This window comes from Micromonospora sp. DT228 (assembly GCF_049841595.1).
Lineage (GTDB): Bacteria > Actinomycetota > Actinomycetes > Mycobacteriales > Micromonosporaceae > Micromonospora.
The window spans coordinates 202,996-219,509 of record NZ_JBNCKO010000007.1; the positions used below are offsets into that span (position 1 = coordinate 202,996).

A 16,514-nucleotide genomic window follows, 5' to 3' on the forward strand; every position below is an offset into this window, starting at 1 on the left:
CAGACTTCCCTGACACCCCCGTGTCAGGAAGATCTGACACCCGCGCCGAGGAAGGGCCTCTGAATGAGCGGCACCCCGCGGACCGGTGACGAGCTGGTGTCGCTGATGGCCGCGCTGGCCAGCCCGCACCGACTGCGGATCCTTGCCGCCCTCAGCCACGGTCGCACCTACGTCAGCGAGCTCGCACGGCGGCTGCAGATGAACCGACCGCTGCTCTACATGCACCTGCAGAAACTGGAGGCAGCCAATCTCGTGACCGGTGAACTGGTCACCGCACCGGACGGAAGCTCGGTGAAGTATTTCCAGGCCACGCCGTTCACGGTGTCCCTGGACCTGGCGGCGGTCGCGCTGGCCGCGCAGACCCTGACCGGCGTGGAGCCGGCCAGAGAACAGGAGAAGTGAGCAATGACCCAGCAGATGGCGTTGGACATGGCGCAGACCTCCACCATCGCCTCGGCGGTGATCGTGGCGACGGTGATCGTCGTCGCCGGCCTCGTCGGGCTCGGCCTCTATCGCGCCCGTTACGCCGCGACGCGGGAAGAGGGTTACCGGCTGTTGGCCGAGCGGAGCGCCGACGGAGGCCAGGCCATGGCCGACGAACTCACGCGCGTACGGGCAGAACTCGGCGAGGTCAGGCATCGGCTGGCCGCGCTGGAAAGGCTCCTGAGCCAGATCGGCTGACGCGGAAGGACGTGCGACATGAGCCACTACACACGATTACGACGGCAGGCCGGGCGTCTGGTCGCGGTGGCCGGCTGCCTGGCGGTGCTGGCCACGACGCCCGCGCCGTTCGCCGTCAACCCGGTGCCCGACCGCGCCGCACCCGGCGACGAGTTGGCCGCCGCCGAGGACTACCTGCAGGCCTACCTGGAGCAGATCAAGGCACCCGGGTTGGCGTACGCGGTGGTACGCGGCGACAAGGTGCTCCGAAGCGGCGCCTGGGGTGTCGACGGTGACGGCCGTCCGATGACCGCACGGACACCGTTCCTGCTCGGTTCGACGAGCAAGTCGTTCACCGCGCTCGCGGTGGCGCAACTGGTCGAGGCCGGCCGCGTCGACCTCGACACCGCGGCGTCGACCTACCTGCCGTGGCTGACGCTTGGTGACGCGCACACCGCCCGAACGGTCACCGTCCGCCACCTGCTGACCCACACCAGCGGCCTACCGGAGGTCTGGAGCACCGGCCTGACCGACCGGTACGACAACCGACCCGGCGGCCTGACCCGATCCGTGCGTGACCTGGCCACGCTGCGACCCACCGCCGCCGTCGGGCAGCGCTACGAGTACAGCGACGCCAACTACATGATTCTCGGCGCGCTCGTCGAGGACGTCACGGGCGGCACCTTCGGCGCCTACCTGCGCCGCCACGTGCTCGACCCGCTACAGATGACGCACTCCGCGGCCACCGTCGAGGAGGCCCGGGCGGTCGGTATCCCGGCCGGACACCGCTACTACCTCGGCCAACCGCGGCGCTTCGCCGCGCCGTTCGACACCGCCGGAGTGCCGTACGGCTTCCTCGCCGCCAGCCTCGACGACCTGACCCACTACGCGATCGCGCAGCTCAACGGTGGCCGCTACGGCGACACCCGGATTCTCGGCGCCGACAGCACGAAACAGATGCACACCGGCACCGTGTCCACAGGTCACGGCAGTTACGGGTTCGGCTGGAGGAACAGCACCCTCGACGGCGTCGGCACCCGCATCGTCTGGCACGCCGGTGCGACCCCGGACTACTTCACCCACCTCGTGCTCGTACCCGAGTCGAACCTGGCCGTCATCGTCATGACCAACATCTACGGTCTGCCGATGGATGCTCCGCTCAGCGCCGGAGCGTTCAATCTGGCCCGCATCCTGCACGGTGGCACACCCACGGCCGCCGCCGCCGACCCGGTTCACGTCTGGGTGCTGACCGGCCTGCTCGGCGTCGCCGTGGTGCTGATCACCGCCCTGGTCTGGTCCTCGACCCGCCTTATCCGCAGACTCCGGCACGGCACCATCCCACCGGCCCGCTCGCGCGTCCGTTCCATCATCGCCACCACCGCCTGGACCTGCGGATCCGCCGCCGTGGCAGCCGGCGCCGCCACGGTGCCGTCCTTCTGGCAGGGCGCCGACCTCGCCAAGCTCCAGTTGTGGGCACCGGACCTCGGTCACGCCATCATCGCCGTGGTCGCCCTGGCAACCGCACTGGCCCTGACCCGACTGGCCATGGGCCTGTCCAGCATGGCAACCACACGTCCGACGGACACCGACCCGACACCACGTCCGCGGACGGCCGTTCGGACAACGTGACGGCAGGCTTCCCACCGTCCGCCACGAACCCGCGAGCGCTTACCGGGTTCAGCTCTGCTGGTAGTTCACGGCGGCGAACCCGCACGGTTGGTGCAGGTGTAGGTAGTGGGCACCCTCGCCGTAGTCGTCCAGGTCCGCGCCGCCCACCAGACCCACGTAGTCCATCTTCTGGCCGCAACCGGGGCAGTCGGCGTGCTCGGCGTCCTGGATCCATTCGGGCGCGCCGCCCAGGGTCGAACCGCCCCGATCCCACGCGCTCGCCTGATAGGGACTCTTCCGAGCCGGACCCAGGATCGGCGCCAGCGTCGGCGGATGCTCCGGTTCGGTGGAACCGATGTAGCTCGGGCGGGTGTTGCCGGGCCACCACGTGGTGGTGCCGGCCGGCGTGACCTGGCTGTACAGCGTCGTGTAGCAAACGCAGAAATGGCAGGTCTCCAGGACCAGCCGGCCGGTCCAGCCGGTGTGGGCCAGCGCGGCGCCGACGGCAGGTTCCGCGGTGTCGAGATCCGCGGCGATCCACAACGGCGACGCACACCACGGGCAGGTGGGCCCGTCCGCGCGTGGCGGCGTCTCGCGCATGACCCACTGGTACGCGGTGCCGCCGCACAGATCCCGGCGGCTGCCGTCCGAGCCGATCGTCCAACCGGCCTCTTCGGCGTACCCCAGCGCACCGACGTGCAGGTCCTCCGCGCCGGCCGGCGGTTGCGCCGTCCAGCGACGCATGGCGCTCTCGGCCAGCGGGTGAGCGGTGTGCGCCAGGATGAGGAGCAGCTCGTTGAGGTCGTCCGGCGTGGTGCCGCCATCGATCCGCTCGATGACCCGGCGGACCACGTCGACCTCCGCCGCCCGATACAAGGTCGCCGGCCACAGCACGTCCCGATCGAGCAGGTACCCGAGGTGCGGGGCCAGCCTCCGCGGGTCCGTGTCCGCGATGGCGGACAGTTCCTCGACGGCCTCGTCGTCCTCGGCGGCCACCTTCTCGATCAGCTCTTCGATCACGAGGGGATGTTAGTGCCCCGTCGTCGTCTCAGGAGGGCGGGCCGCTGCGGTGGGCCGTATGCGCGCGCACCTCGCGGGTGGCGGTGAGAAGCGCATCGGCGGCGCGGTCGAAATAGTCGAACAGCACCGCCAACTCCGCTGGCCGGTATTGCTGGAACAGCTCGCCCAGCCGCTGCCGAGCCGGGCCTCCACCGACCCGTGTTGGAGATATCGGGCCTCCGGGACGAGGTGACGCCGAGGATCGCGAGCGGTCGGCAGGTGTTGCGGCGTAAGGCTTTGGCGATGCCTGTCCAGCCCCTGGCGGCGAGGGCCGACCGAGCCGACAGGAGTATCCGCCTTCAGATCAGGTAATCACCGAAATGTCAAAACGAATACAGATAGACTGAGGCCACCTTTCGCAAGGCATTGAGATTCCCGTCTCTGGCGACAGATCTTCTGGCCGACGAGGGAAAACGGCTCTATGCTCGCTCGGGAATAGGCTGCGGGCTCATCCGCGGCCCGGGGGACCACAAGCACGGGGATTGCGAATGCGCCAGGATTCTGCTCCGCACAACGGCACTGCTGGCGTCAGCAAGGAGACCTCCGACGGCGCACCACCGAGTGCCGCCGCGGAGGACGTCGCCCGCCGATCCGCGGTCGCCGAGGAACAGTCGTTTCTCGACCTGGCCACGGCCCGGCGCGACAGGCTGGTCGACCACCTCCGGGTGGAGCTTTCCGCCGAGGCCCTGGACCCGGTGGAGCAGGCCCGACAGCGCATGCTCCGTCAACAGTACGAAGAGCTACGGCGAGCACGGGAAGGGCTGGTCTTTGGCCGCCTCGACGGCCTCGACGGCACGGTGCTGCACGTCGGCCGCATCGGTCTGCGCGACGACGGCGAGGACAGTGAGCCACTGCTCGTGGACTGGCGTGCCGCCGCGGCTCGGCCGTTCTACACCGCGACGGCTGTTGACCCGCAGGGCCAGGCACGACGCCGGCACATCCGGACGAGCGGATCAACAGTCGTCGGCGTCGACGACGAGCCACTGGACGGGACCCTGTCGGCGGAACTCGTCGGTGAGGGCGCTCTCCTGGCCGCCCTCGACCAGCGGCGCACCGGCCACATGTCGACGGCGATCGCCACCTTGCAACGCGAGCAGGACGACATCATCCGGGCCGAGGCGACCGGCCCGCTCATCGTTCAGGGCGGCCCGGGCACCGGCAAGACCGTGGTTGCCCTGCACCGCGTCGCCTACCTGCTGTTCGCCCGCCGGGCGATGGCCGAGCAGGCGGTCCTGGTCCTCGGCCCCTCGCCACGGTTCCTCCAGTACATCGCCCAGGTGTTGCCCGCGCTCGGTGAGACCGCAGTCGTCTCGGCGACCTGCGACACCCTGCTGCCGGGGATCCGGGTGGGCCGCGACGAGAGCCGGCAGCTCGCCGAGATCAAGGGCCGGGCCCTCTGGCAACACGCGTTGGAAAGCTACGTCACGTCGCTGCTCCCCCGGCCCCGTGAGCTGAAGCTGCGCTGGGAGGGTGAGTTCTACGCCATCGCCGCCGCGACGGTGGCGCAGGCGCTCGCCTCGGCGGTGCAGGGTCGGCCGTACCATCGCGCCCGCGCGGTCTTCGCCGAGCAGCTGCACCACCTCCTCGCCGACGCCGTCGTCGAGCAGCGCGAGACGCTGATGAACGAGATGGAGGAGGGCTTCGAGGACATCCTCGCCCGCGTCGACCGGAGCCTCACGCGCGAGCACCACCTCGGCAGGGCCCCCACCGGCAGCGACGTCAACGGCGTGCTCTCCGAGGAGGAGGTCGAGGATCTTCGTTCGCGGATCGCCGGGAGCGCCAGCATCGCCCGGTTCGTCGAGGCCTGGTGGCCCACCCTCGATGTCGAGACCCTGCTGGGTGCTCTCCTGACCGACCGCACCCTGCTGGCCCGGTTCGCACCGCGGCTGTCCCCGGCGGAGATCACCGCCGTCTCGGCCGAGCCAGCCGAGTGGGCATCGAGCGACATCGCCCTGCTCGACGCTCTCGCCGACCTGCTGGGTGAGGTCGAAGCCCCGCAACCGCAGGGCGAGTTCGTCGCCGACCGCGCTCGCCGACAGCGCGGCTGGGTGTACGGCCATGTCTGTATCGACGAGGCGCAAGAGCTGTCCGAGATGCAGTGGCAGATGGTCGTACGGCGCTGTCCCAGTCGCTCCATCACCGCGGTCGGTGACATCGACCAGGCGGAGGCGGCGCACCGGCACAGCAGTTGGGCACAAGCGGTGCAGGCTGTCTTCGGAGACCGTTGGACCGCCGCGGAACTGACCATCTGCTACCGGACCCCGCGTGAGGTCATGGATCTCACCGGGCCGGTGTTGACGAGAGCTGGCAGCCACAACGCGCCACCACGGGCGGTGCGCTCCTCCGGCATCGCCCCCTGGGAACTCACCACGACACCCGCCGAGCTTGCCGGCGCCGCCGCCCAGGCGGTGCGACAGCTTCGGCAACGGTGGCGTGGCGGCACCGTCGGTGTCGTCGCCCCCGCCGACCGCATCAACGAACTCCTGGCCGTGCTGAGCGACGTGCCGGTGCTCACCGCCGCACAGGCCAAGGGTTTGGAATGGGACGCCACGCTCCTCGTCGACCCGCAGGGCATCGCCGCCGAACCGCGTGGCTGGAACGGCCTCTACGTCGCGCTGACCCGATGCACCCAGGAACTCGGCCAGGTGATCCTCACACCGGCCTAGGGCGTGTGTCAAAGCCCCTGGCCGGCCTGCGGCGGGCCCAGACGACGACCGGCCGCGTTGGAGATTGGTCCGGATACAACACCGGTATCCGGACCAATCTCCGCCTTGCCGGACCGCCGCCTGGACTCCGCCTCGGCTCGACCGAGGACTTTGACACACGCCCTAGCTGACCCAGAACCCGTCGGGTTCAGCGGCGCGGCCGCACCAGGCCCGCGTCGAACGCCGCGATCACGAGCTGCGCCCGATCCCGTACGGCCAGCTTCGCCATCAGGTGCGTGATGTGCGTCTTCACCGTCTTCACCGAGATCACCAGGGCGGTGGCGATCTCGTCGTTCGACAGGCCGCCACCGATGAGTGTCAGCACCTCCACCTCACGGCCGGTCAACCGCCGCAGTGCCGGCGTCGGCCGATCAGGTCGGGGCGCCGTGACGTAGTGCGCGACGAGCCGGGTGAGGATCGACGGCGCGAACAGCGACTCACCACGGTGGGTACGGCGGATCGCCTCGATCAGCTCGTCGGGGCGGGCGTCCTTGAGCAGGAACCCCGAGGCTCCCGCGTGCAACGCCTCGTAGACGTACTCGTCGAGCTCGAACATGCTCAGGACCAGGACGCGGGCGGTGGACAGGGCGGGGTCGGCGCAGATGCGCCGGGTGGCCGTGAGGCCGTCCAGGTGCGGCATCCGAACGTCCATCAGGACGACGTCGGGGCGGGTGGCGCGGGCGCACGCCACAGCCCGTGCGCCGTCACCGGCCTCGCCGACGACGGCCAGGTCCGGCTCGTTGTTGATGATCATGGCGAGGCTGTGTCGCAGCAGCGCCTGGTCGTCCACCAGCAGCACCCGGATGTCGCTCACGCCGCCTCGTCCCGGATCCGCGCGGTGAGGCGGAAGCCCGCGTCGACCCGCTCCGCCGACAGGGCGCCGCCGAGACTGCCGACCCGTTCCCGCAGCCCGGCCAGCCCATGGCCGGCGCCCGGCGACGCTCGCCAACCGTCCACTGACGGGCCGGTGTCCGCCACCGTGACCACCACGTGGGTCCCGTCCCGGTGCACCGACACCCGCACGTCGGTCGGTCCCGCGTGCCGCGCGGCGTTGCTGAGCGCCTCCCGCACGGTCTGGCAGACGGCGACCTGTACGCCCTGTGACACCGGGCCGAGCTGCTCGACCGTCAGCCGTACCCGAATCCCGGCCAGCGACGCCGCGTGCACGATGTCGGGCAGGTCGTCGAGGCTGTCCACCGGCGCACGGCGGCCGGCGGCGGCCGGCTCCCGCAGGACGGTGAGCATGCGGCGCAGCTCGGCGGTGGCGTGCCGGCTCGCGTCCTCGATGTCGGTGAGCGCCACCTGCACCTCGGCCGGCTTGGGCAGGTGCCGGGTGGCCGCCGCGCGGACCGTGATCAGACCCAGGCCGTGCGAGACGATGTCGTGCAGGTCGCGGGCGATCCGCAACCGTTCGGCGAGCACCGCCTCGGACGCAGCCCAGGCGGTCAGCCGCGACTCGTAGGCGGTGCGGTCGGCGCGGGACCGCCGCACCGCCCACACCGCGGCCGCGACAGCGCCGCCGACGATCAGCGGCGGCAGCACGACGGCGAGCGGGCCCTGCGTGCCGACCGTGCACATGGCCATCACCAGCACGCTGACCACCACGGCGACCACCGGCACGGTCCTGGACCGCCCGGAGGGGCGCGGGTGGACGTTCACCTGCCCGACTGTAGTTCTCAGACCAGGGTCTGACGGTCCGTGGACCGACCGGGCCGCGGGGATCCGAGAACGGTCCGATGTGTGCGGGGTGGCTCACCTGTTGACTCGACCCATGATCACGATCGATCGCGTCAGCAAGACCAAGAGCGGGACGCGGATCCTGCACGACGTCGCCTTCGAGGCCCGACCCGGCCGGGTCACCGGCTTCCTGGGTCCGAACGGCGCCGGCAAGACGTCGACGCTACGGATCCTGCTCGGCCTGGACAGCCCGCAGAGCGGCACCGCGCTGATCTGCGGACACCCGTACCGGAAACTGGACCGCCCGCTGACGACTGTCGGCGCCCTGCTCGACGGCAGCGGCGCGCACCGGGCCCGCACGGCCCGCGCCCACCTGCGCTGGGTGGCCGCCAGCAACGGCCTGCCGGACTCCCGCGCCGACGAGGTCCTCGAGATCGTGGGCCTGACCGGCGACGCGCGCAAGCGCGCCGGGCGCTTCTCCCTGGGCATGAGCCGCCGGCTCGGGCTCGCCACCGCGCTGCTCGGTGACCCGGAGGTGCTGGTCCTGGACGAGCCGGTCAACGGGCTGGACCCGGCCGGGATCCGCTGGATGCGCGGATTCCTGCGCGACAGCGCCGCAGAGGGCCGCACCGTCCTGCTCTCCAGTCACCTGATGGGCGAACTGGCGGAGATCGCCGACGACGTCGTGGTGATCGACAAGGGTCGGGTCGTGACCCACGGCAGGCTCGCCGACGTCACCGGCGGTCACCGCACCCTGGAGGACGCCTTCTTCGCGTTGACCGCCACCGAGGCGGGTGGCCCGTGGTGAACCTGGTCCGCGCCGAAATCCGCAAGCTTCTCGGCCTGCCCACCGCCTGGGTCGGTCTGGTGCTGGGCACGCTCGTCGCACCCGTGGTCGTCCTGCTGAACGCGCCGTACACCCGCCGTGCGATCGCCGACGGCACCCTCACCGACACGTCCGACCTGGGCCTGCGCGACCTGGGTATCGGCCTGATCGGTCCGATGGTCCTCGGGGTCGTCGTGGTGAGCAGCGAATACACGTCCACCGCTCGGGACGCCCCCGGCGCGCGCCAGCTCACCGCCACCCTCGCCGCGGTGCCCAACCGGCTGCGGCTGCTCGCGGCGAAGACCATCGCGCTGATGCTCGTCGTCGCGGCACAGGCAGCGGTCACCACCACCGCCACCCTCACCCTCACCCAGCTGCTGCACGGCGACCACGCGCCGGTACCCGCCCCGACGCGCGTCGCCGCCGCGATCCTCTACTGGACGCTTACCGCGCTTCTCGCGTACGCGATCACGCTCATCACCCGCAACGGAATCGTGCCGCTGACACTGCTGATCATCAACAGCTCCGTGGTGTCCGTCTCGTACCTGCTGACAAAGGTCACCGACCTCGCCTCCTACCTACCGGACATCGTCGGAGCGCAGATGTTCATCCACAGCGCGGACTTCCCCGTCGAGGTTGCGCCGGTGACCGCCGGCCTGGTGATGACGGCCTGGATCCTCGCGCTGCTCGCGGTCGGCGCCATCCTGTTCCAGCGGCGCGACGCGTGAACGCCGCCCGCGCCGAACTGCGCAAACTGCTGACCCTGCCGTCGATGCGTCGGACCGCGCTGCTGACCTGGGCCGCCACCGTCCTGCTGACGTACGCGTACGCGTCCGCCGAGTCCCACGGTGATCGTCTCGGCGACAACGCAGCCCTGGGTCCACTCGGCTACACCCAGGCCGGTTTCCTGGTGCTCGGCGTGCTGGCGGCCACGTCCGAGCACCAGGAGGGCGACCAGATCCGGACCACACTGCTCGCGATGCCCCGCCGTCTGCCCCTCCAGGCGGCGAAGGCACTCGCGCTGGCCGCGCTGACGCTCCCGGTGGCCGCCGCGACGGCGGCCACCAGCACCCTGCCGGCCGACGGGGCGGGCTGGACGCCCGCCGCGACCGGGTACCTGACGCTCACCACACTGCTGGCGGCGGCGGTCGGCAGCATCGTCCGCAGCGCCGTGTCCGCAGCGATCCTGCTGCTCGGGCTGTATTTCGTCGCCGGCCCGCTGCTGCGGGCCGGGTCCACCGCCAGTGCCGCCTACCTGCCGGACACCGCAGCCCTCGACCCGTCGCACGGCGCCGCCGCCACGATCGCATGGACGTTCGCCGCCCTCACCGTGGCCGCGCTGACGTTCCGTCGCCGCGACGCGTGACACCTGACGTCGGCGCGGAACGTCCACGACGCCGGCCGGCACAACATCGCGGAACGTCCACGACGCCGGCCGGCACAATATGTGGTGCGCCGTCGACGTGCGGTTTCCGTAGACTTCGTCGGTGCAGACGATCTCCAGGCAGCCCGTTCCTCTGTCGACGGACGCCGTCGCCGTGCGGGAGGCCATCGCGCGGGCCCGAACCGGCCTCGTCGACCGGGAGGTGGTCGCCGAGGTGGTGGCGTTGAGCGCCGTCGCCGGTGAGCACGTGCTCGTCATCGGCCCGCCGGGCACCGCCAAGTCGGAGGCCGTCCGGCGCACCGCCGACCAGCTCGGCGGTCGCTACTTCGAGTACCTGCTCGGACGGTTCACCGAGCCGAGCGAGATCTTCGGCCCGGTCGACCTGCGCCGGCTGCGCGAGGGGTCGGTGGAGTTCGAGACGGCGGGCATGCTGCCCGAGGCGGAGGTGGTGTTCCTCGACGAGGTCTTCCTCGGTTCGACGGCGGTCCTCAACACCCTGCTGGGCGTCCTGAACGAGCGGGTGTTCCGGCGGGGCTCGACTCTCCTGTCGTGCCCGCTGCGGGTCTGCGTCGGCGCTGCCAACAGCCTGCCCGACGATCCGGCTCTCGCCGCGTTCGCGGACCGGTTCCTGGCCCGCGTCTTCGTCACCCCGGTCCCGGACGCGCGACTGGACGAGCTGCTGGAGGTGGGCTGGGCGGCGGCTGCCCGGCCGGCCGACCCGACCGGATCGCTGCTGCCGGCGGTGGACCGGCTGTCCCGGGCGGCCAACGACTGTGACCTCCGGGGTGTGCGGGGCCTGCTGGCCGCCGCGATCCGTCAGTTGCGCCAGGCGGGCGTACCGCTCAGTGACCGCCGGGTCGTGCGGTCGCAGCGTCTGGTGGCCGCCGCGGCGGCAATGGACGGACGCACCACGGCGACCGCCGACGATCTCTGGGTGCTCCCGCTGATCGCGCCGACCCTCGACGCCCAGGCGTCGGCCCGCGAGGCGCTGTCCGACCTGTTGGCACAGGGACGAAACGGCAGTCTGGTGTACGCGGCCGAGGAGTTCGCCCGGGGTCGACAGGCCCGCGCGGCGCGCCTTGTCGATGCCGGCCGCCGCCTGCTCGACGAGGTGGGCGCCGATCCGCTGACGCACGATGACCGGCTGCGCCTCGAAGCGACGCTGCGGGAGATCGACGCGGAGTTCGTCCTGGCCGATGCCCCGTCGGCGTTGCGGGACATGCGCGGCCTCCTGGTCGCCGCGATCCAGCGGTGAGCGCAGCACAGGTGTCCCTGCGCTGGCGGGGGCGCGACGTCGCGCTTCCCGCCGCCGCCGTGGTCGCGGCCGACGCGGTGGTGCCGGAGTTGCGCGCGGACACGCTGCTGCGGGTGACCGCCGGGGCCCGCCTGCGCGCCTGCGCGGGCCGGGAGCAGAGCTGGTTGATCGTGCTCGGTGACCTGGCGGATCTGCCGTGGGCCGATGGCGCTGTCTACCTCGGGTGGGACGGTGGCGTGCTGGTTCCGACGCTCGCCGAGCCCTGGCCGTGCGCCGACCTGCTGCGCGAGCCGTTACGCCACCTCACCCAGCAGCCGGCCGGACTGCTCGCGCTGCTGCCCGGCCTGGTCCTGGCCGGCCCGCTGCCGCAGGAGCCGCTCGACCCCGGATGGCTGGCGCCCGCATGACCGACCACCGGACCCTCCCGGCGTCGCTGGCCCCCTGGGCGCCGGCACTGTCGGCACTGGCGGCCGACGTCGCGCTCGCCATGGGCCCGCTCGTCCGACGGATCGACGAGTTGTTCTCCGGCGCGGACGGCACCGCCACGGACGACGGCCAACCCGACGGCTACGACGGGCTGGCACCGCGCGGCACCATCGAGCGGCTACTCCCGTCGCAGTTGCAGCTGTGGCAGGAGCTGCCTGACGAGTTCGTCCGCCGCGCCGCCGACGGGGAACTGCTGTACCTGGCGACGGCCACCCGATCCCCGGTGACGCGCGGACGGGTGGTCGTCCTCGTCGACACCGGCCCGCAGCAGTTGGGCGCCGCCCGGCTGGTCCAGCTCGCCGCGCTCGTCGTGCTGCATCGCCGGGCCACCAGCCAGGGGCGGTCGTTGGTGCTGGGAGTGCTTGGTGAACGGCCGGGCAGTTGGCGGGACGGTGACCTCAATAGACAGCTCGGCGGCTGGCTGGCCGCCCGCCGAGCCACCGAGCCGGACGCGTCGACAGTCCGGGAGTGGACCGAGCAGGTGGACGCCGCCGATCAGGCCTGGCTGCTGACCGGGCCGCACCTCGCCGGCGACCTGCCCGACCGGCATCGGGTGCTGGTGAGTCACGAGCAGGAGTGGGGTGTCGACGGAGCGACAGGCGTCCGGGCCGTCGTCGGTGATCGGCACGTCGATCTCCCGCTGCCGCGCGGTGACGTCGCGCTGCGGATTCTGCGCGGCACCGCGTTCCGCGCGGTCCCCGTCGGCCCGGCCGTGGGGTCGTTGCGGACACCGACGTTCGCGAGCGCCGCGCCGTACCTGATCGCCCGTGGCGACGGACCGGCCGAGGTCGTCTCGGTCCGGGTGCCGACCGGCCGTCCGCGACGACACCACCTGCCCGGCCCGGCGCTGGCCGCCTCCTGGTTGGGTCGGCGGCTCGTCATCCTCAGCTGCGTCGACGAGACGTTGCGGCCGGTCGTGATCGGTAAGGCGCTGGGCAGCACGCAGGACCTCGCGGTGCCGCTGACCGCCATCGGCCTGTCCGTCGCCGATGTCGAGGCGGCTGCCGAGGGGCCGCTGTCGCCGCTCTACGTCCTCGGCGGTGACCTGCTGTGCGCGTTCGGTGGTGGGTGGTGGAACCTGTCCACCGGTCGCGCGCTGTCGTCCTATGTGGCGGTCGCCCCCGGCCGGCAGCTGGACGCCCCCCGCCTGGCCTGGCGGGGCGGCACCGACATCCGGGCCAGCGGCCTGCCCGCCGGGGTGCGAATTCCCACCACTTCCCGCGTGGTCCTCGGTGCCGGGTCGAGGACGGCCTGGTCGGTGGGGGACGCCACCTGGCGCATCCACGCCGCGTCCGGGCCGGTCAGCGACATGACGATCGCCAAGGGTACGACGGTCGTCGGTCTGGTCGACATCGACGGCCCCCACCTGGTGACCCTGTCGAGCAGCGGACTGATCGTCCGCCTGGTCTCGCCGGCCCGAACCCAGACGCTCACCCGCTGGTCGGGCGGGGTGGGCGCTCCGGCGGTGCATCCGAGCAAGCCGTGGCTGGCCGTGCCACGGCCGGACGGACTGATCGAGATCGCCGACCTCGCCACGAACCAGGTCCTGCGCACGGTCCGGAGCACCTGATGAGCGCGTTTCGTGGCCAGCTCCCGGCCCGCGCCCTGCTGATCGACGTACCCCTGCTCGGGGAGGTCGAGGCGCGCCGGCGGGTCGTCGAGACCTGGCGGCCGGGTGGCGCGCTGTTCGACCTGCCCACCGGGGCGTGGCTGCTGGAGTTCGACCAGGCCGTCCCGGTACGCGCGGAGCTGGCCCCCGGTCTCGTCCTCGTCGACAGGGCTGGCGTCCTGCACCCGCACGGCACCCCCGTCGAGGGTGCCCGGGACGGGGACGTGCTCCTCCCGCACGCGGGCACGACAACCGTTGTCAACCGGGCGGCCCTGCCCCGCGTCGACAGGAGTTCGTGGATCGACCTGACCGCCCTGCGGATCGAGCCGCTCGCGGCACTGGACCGCCCGGTCGCCGCGGCGGCGACACCAGCGCCCTGGCAGCCACCCCCACCGGCACCCGACCTACGCGCGGTGGCCGGTGTCGCGTCGCCACCGCGACGGACCCGCCGGTTGCTGTCCGCGTCCACCCGATCACGCCGTTGGCGCCGGCTCCCCGACACCCTCGTCGCGAAGATCGTCGCGATCGGCGCGGCCGTCCTCGCGTACGGCCTCGCCGCGCTCGTCGCGGCGGCGCACCCGATGCTTGTTGTCGGCGCCGGCGCGGGCCTGCTCTGGGGCATCTCCAGGTTGATCGCCCGGGGCCCCGCGACGTCGGCGGACGTCGGCGCACCGCCAACCGGTCGCGGCACCTCGTCGGGTGGACGGTGGAACGCGCTGCTCGCCCGGCTCGTGCTGGCCAGCCGCGCCGCCCTGCTGGCTCGCAACGCGCAGCACCGCTACCTACGGCGACTCGATGCCGCATTCGCCCGCCGGGACTGGGACAGCGCCCTGCGGGAGGCGATCGCGATGGGTGGCTCCGGCGGGCGACCGACGCTCCGGCTCCCCCGCCCACGCACCGGCGACCTGGTGCCGCACCCGCATCTCCCGGGCGGAGCGGGGGTCCCGTTCGACGTCGGGATCCAGCACCACCTCCGGACGCTCTACCGGCAGGCGGCCACGGAACTCGACGGTGCCGGCCGGGTCGAGGAATCCGCGTTCGTCCTCGCGGATCTGCTCGACCTGCCGGCCGAGGCGGTCGGACTGCTGGAGCGACACCGCAGGTACCGGCTCGCCGCGACGCTCGCCGAGGGACGGGACCTCGATCCGGACCTGGCGGTGCGGCTGTGGTGGCGGGCCGGCGACCGCGACCGCGCGCTGCGGGTGGCGCGGGCCCGGGGCGCGTTCGCCGCGGCCGTCGAGCGCCTTGCCGGCGTCGACGTCGCGGCGGCCCGCCAGTTGCGCGCCGAGTGGGTACGCGCGCGGCAGGCCGCCGACGATCATCTCGGGGCCGTCGAGGCGGCCTGGCCCGACGACGCGCTGCGCCCGCTCGTGGTGACGAACATCCAGGCCGGGATGGCGCTCAGCGGCCACACCGCGGGGTACCTCTTCGCGCACCTGGTCACCTGGCGCCCGACCGCCACCAGCGTGGGCACCGCGCTCGCGCTGCTCGACTCTCGGGACCGGGAGTTGACGCCGGCCCAGCGCGGCTTCGCGGCCGCGCTTGGCGAGTTGCGCTGCACCGACCGGGCAGCGGACCGCCGGCTGTGCACGGGCGCGCTGCGTCTCCTGGTCCGCGACGCGGCAGGGGACCCCGGCGGAGACGCCGGCGAGCGCAGGCGGGTCGCCGGCCGGCTGCGGGACCGGGCCGACCGGCTGGCCGCCGCCGACCTGCCACCGCTGCCCGCGAGCAGGGTGCCCGGATCGGACACCCCGGTCGACATCACGGCGGCCGGCGACGCCGGTCAACTGCCGATCCACGACGCGGTCCTGCTCGCCGGCCGCGCCATCCTGACCGCACACGGCGAGTTCGGGGTACGCCTGATCGGCCTGGACGGCCGCACCCGGGCCCGGTGGGACGTACCCGCACACCAACTCGTCGTCGCCGATCACGGCGCCAACGTCCTGCTCGTCGCACGGCGCGGCACCTCCGCCGAAGTCCGCGCCCTGGACCTGAGCACCCGCCGGCTGCGGCCCCCCGTCGCCATCACGGCGCACCACGTGCTGCCCAGCTACGACGGCGCATTGCTCACCGTGGTCGACGACGACGGCATCGCGTTCGTCGACCTGACCGCCGACGTCCCCCGCGTCACGTGGCGCGAACTGGACCCCGGCATCGCGGTGCTCGACATCGCCCGGAGCCCGACCAGCCTCGCCGCGCTGGTCCGGCTCACCCGTCAACCGGGCGCCGACGCGGACCACACCGAGGTGTGGCGCTGGGACCTGCCCGCGCTCATGCTGCGGATGCGCCGACCTGTCGACCTCGACGGCCTCGCCAGCGTCGCGCTGCTCGCCTCCTCGGCGCTGATCACCACCCGCCACGACGAGCACACCGACACGTACGAGGTACGGGGGCACGGTGCGCCGACCCGGATGGTGGCGGCGAAGCCGACCCTGCTGACCGGCGGGGGCATGCGCGTCGACCGCCCCACCGACACCACCGTGGAGATCGCCGACGGCAACCTGCGCGTGGCGTTTCCGCCCTCCGTCGGCGCGATCGGCGTGCGACGCCACGCCGACACCCTCACCGTGTGGGAGGAGAGCGGCAGGCTTGTCGTCGTCGACCTCACGCGCCGCCATGCCGTCGCCTGCCTGCGTACGCGTCTCTAACTGGATTCGTGGCGCTGGGGGGCGGCGCGGACGTGCGCGCGTTCGCCCTGCTTGCCGACGAGGCTGAGGAACTCCACAGGGCCTGAGCTGGTGGCGCCGAACCAGTGCGGGGTGCGGGTGTCGAACTCGGCGACCTCGCCGGGTTCGAGGATGAGGTCGTGCTCGCCGAGCACGAGCCGGAGTCGGCCGTTGAGGACGAAGGCCCAGTCGTAACCCTCGTGGGTGCGAAGGTCGGGTTCGGCGTCGTCGCGCCCGGCCGGGAGGACGAACTTGTAGGCCTGGATGCCTCCGGGCCGGCGGGTCAGCGGCACGACAGTGGAGCCGTCGCTGGTGGGCAGCGGGCGCATGTTGACGCGTGGGTCGCCGGTCGGCGGCGCGTCCACGAGCTCGTCGAGGGTGACGCCGTACGCGCGGGCCAGCGGCAGCAACTGTTCGAGGGTGGGACGCCGCAGGCCGGCCTCGAGCCGGGAGAGGGTGCTTGTCGAGATGCCGGTCTCCGCGGCGAGGTCGGTCAGGGTGATGTCGCGGCGCTGCCGTAGCTGCTTGAGCCTCGGCCCGACGGCGTCCAGGGTCCGGTCAGTCGACTCGTCCATCGCC

General features: G+C 72.4%; 15 protein-coding genes. 11 read left to right on the forward strand and 4 right to left on the reverse strand.

Annotated features, from left to right (window positions below):
* Positions 1 to 63: 63 nt before the first annotated feature.
* Genes ACLQ29_RS16830 through ACLQ29_RS16840 form a run of 3 tightly spaced genes read left to right on the forward strand, consistent with a single transcriptional unit; the run spans position 64 to position 2,289 of the window.
* The gene (locus ACLQ29_RS16830; protein WP_425772466.1) at positions 64 to 402 is read left to right on the forward strand and encodes an ArsR/SmtB family transcription factor; all 339 of its coding nucleotides are present in this window, start codon (positions 64 to 66) and stop codon (positions 400 to 402) included.
* Between the two features lie 3 nt (positions 403 to 405).
* The gene (locus ACLQ29_RS16835; RefSeq protein WP_425772467.1) at positions 406 to 681 is read left to right on the forward strand and encodes a hypothetical protein; all 276 of its coding nucleotides are present in this window, start codon (positions 406 to 408) and stop codon (positions 679 to 681) included.
* A gap of 18 nt (positions 682 to 699) precedes the next feature.
* Positions 700 to 2,289 carry a serine hydrolase domain-containing protein gene (locus tag ACLQ29_RS16840; protein ID WP_425772468.1) on the forward strand — a complete coding sequence of 530 codons (1,590 nt, stop codon included), beginning with the start codon at positions 700 to 702 and terminating at the stop codon, positions 2,287 to 2,289.
* A 48-nt stretch (positions 2,290 to 2,337) separates the two neighbouring features.
* Here ACLQ29_RS16840 and ACLQ29_RS16845 read toward each other — a convergent pair whose 3' ends face one another.
* On the reverse strand, positions 2,338 to 3,288 hold the full coding sequence (locus tag ACLQ29_RS16845; RefSeq protein ID WP_425772469.1) for a hypothetical protein: 951 nt from the start codon (positions 3,286 to 3,288) through the stop codon (positions 2,338 to 2,340).
* Positions 3,289 to 3,815: 527 nt separating this feature from the next.
* Between ACLQ29_RS16845 and ACLQ29_RS16850 the strand changes: the two genes are divergently transcribed.
* Entirely contained in the window at positions 3,816 to 5,993 is a 2,178-nt protein-coding gene (locus ACLQ29_RS16850) for a HelD family protein (protein ID WP_425772470.1), read from the forward strand.
* Between the two features lie 187 nt (positions 5,994 to 6,180).
* Here the strand turns inward: ACLQ29_RS16850 and ACLQ29_RS16855 are convergent, their stop codons facing one another.
* Positions 6,181 to 6,846 carry a response regulator gene (locus tag ACLQ29_RS16855; protein ID WP_425772471.1) on the reverse strand — a complete coding sequence of 222 codons (666 nt, stop codon included), beginning with the start codon at positions 6,844 to 6,846 and terminating at the stop codon, positions 6,181 to 6,183.
* Positions 6,843 to 7,691 carry a sensor histidine kinase gene (locus tag ACLQ29_RS16860; protein WP_425772472.1) on the reverse strand — a complete coding sequence of 283 codons (849 nt, stop codon included), beginning with the start codon at positions 7,689 to 7,691 and terminating at the stop codon, positions 6,843 to 6,845. The genes ACLQ29_RS16855 and ACLQ29_RS16860 overlap by 4 nt, the downstream gene beginning before the upstream one ends.
* 112 nt (positions 7,692 to 7,803) lie before the next feature.
* Here ACLQ29_RS16860 and ACLQ29_RS16865 point away from each other — a divergent pair, with 112 nt between their 5' ends.
* From ACLQ29_RS16865 to ACLQ29_RS16895, 7 genes are all read left to right on the forward strand, one after another.
* Positions 7,804 to 8,517: an ABC transporter ATP-binding protein gene (locus tag ACLQ29_RS16865; protein WP_425772473.1), complete on the forward strand. Its 714-nt coding sequence runs from the start codon at positions 7,804 to 7,806 to the stop codon at positions 8,515 to 8,517.
* Entirely contained in the window at positions 8,514 to 9,263 is a 750-nt protein-coding gene (locus ACLQ29_RS16870) for a hypothetical protein (protein ID WP_425772474.1), read from the forward strand. Before ACLQ29_RS16865 ends, ACLQ29_RS16870 begins: the two co-directional genes overlap by 4 nt.
* Entirely contained in the window at positions 9,260 to 9,901 is a 642-nt protein-coding gene (locus ACLQ29_RS16875) for a hypothetical protein (protein WP_425772475.1), read from the forward strand. Before ACLQ29_RS16870 ends, ACLQ29_RS16875 begins: the two co-directional genes overlap by 4 nt.
* A gap of 121 nt (positions 9,902 to 10,022) precedes the next feature.
* Positions 10,023 to 11,174, forward strand: a complete 1,152-nt coding sequence (locus tag ACLQ29_RS16880; protein WP_425772476.1) for an AAA family ATPase — start codon at positions 10,023 to 10,025, stop codon at positions 11,172 to 11,174.
* Complete coding sequence (locus tag ACLQ29_RS16885) at positions 11,171 to 11,581, forward strand: hypothetical protein (protein WP_425772477.1); 411 nt, start codon at positions 11,171 to 11,173, stop codon at positions 11,579 to 11,581. Before ACLQ29_RS16880 ends, ACLQ29_RS16885 begins: the two co-directional genes overlap by 4 nt.
* A complete protein-coding gene (locus ACLQ29_RS16890) occupies positions 11,578 to 13,230 on the forward strand; it encodes a hypothetical protein (protein ID WP_425772478.1) in 1,653 nt (550 codons plus the stop codon). The genes ACLQ29_RS16885 and ACLQ29_RS16890 overlap by 4 nt, the downstream gene beginning before the upstream one ends.
* Entirely contained in the window at positions 13,230 to 15,917 is a 2,688-nt protein-coding gene (locus tag ACLQ29_RS16895) for a bpX6 domain-containing protein (protein WP_425772479.1), read from the forward strand. The genes ACLQ29_RS16890 and ACLQ29_RS16895 overlap by 1 nt, the downstream gene beginning before the upstream one ends.
* Here ACLQ29_RS16895 and ACLQ29_RS16900 read toward each other — a convergent pair.
* The gene (locus ACLQ29_RS16900; protein ID WP_425772480.1) at positions 15,914 to 16,510 is read right to left on the reverse strand and encodes a helix-turn-helix domain-containing protein; all 597 of its coding nucleotides are present in this window, start codon (positions 16,508 to 16,510) and stop codon (positions 15,914 to 15,916) included. The genes ACLQ29_RS16895 and ACLQ29_RS16900 overlap by 4 nt on opposite strands.
* Positions 16,511 to 16,514 lie beyond the last annotated feature (4 nt).